At 50.7% G+C, this 675-nt stretch carries 1 pseudogene; it reads right to left on the bottom strand.

Annotation, left to right across the window (positions count from 1 at the left end):
- Positions 1-675, bottom strand: a pseudogene (locus G5B11_RS18750) (hypothetical protein); the annotation flags it as partial.

The raw sequence follows: 675 nt of genomic DNA, 5'->3' as shown, positions 1-675 counted from the left end.
ACTTATCGCTGCACAGCTCATACCGCTGGCTCTTTGCCAGAAAATATTTTCCACAAACCTTGCACCGCCGGAAGCAAAGCCCCCAGTCATTTAGTCTGTTCAGATAATAGGTAATCAACGGGTAGAGGGAGGCATAGGCAGACACACATTCTTCTGTGCGACGGTTGTCCGGGAACCAGAGGTCAAGCCGGGTATCTTCTGATGGTGCGCCTTTGAAATAAAGGCTGCCAGCTTGAAAATGTTTCGGTTTTCCTGTCTCCCTGTCAAAGGTCATGGCTTCGTTATGGAATACCCCGGTCAGGCTGCTCATTTTATCCATGAAGCGGTCACAGGCAGCGTTACGGTCACGGGGTTCTCTGGCAAGCAGATAGCTGTTCCAGATACGGAACGCTACATACATTTTCAGAGGGTCGTTGCTAAGATATTTTCCCCAGAGAAATTCGCTTGCCGCCTGCTCCAGCTCCGGCTGTTTCCATCGGTTGGAGTGGAGGGCTTGCCGCAGTGGAGAAAGCCCGTATAAGTTCCAATCTCTGTCCGTGTCACGCTCAAAGTTTATCAAAAAAGTTCCCAGCGGGCGTGTCATATCACAAAGCACCTCTGCGTTTTGGCTCCCGTTCAGCCGGAAGCGGATCTGCTGTTCTTCCCCAATCAAAATCCGCTCTTTCATTTTCTTCC

It is taken from the genome of Blautia glucerasea (assembly GCF_013304385.1).
Lineage (GTDB): Bacteria > Bacillota > Clostridia > Lachnospirales > Lachnospiraceae > Blautia_A > Blautia_A ammoniilytica.
Note: the sequence above shows the minus strand (reverse complement) of the source record. Positions and strands in the feature narration are given on the sequence as shown.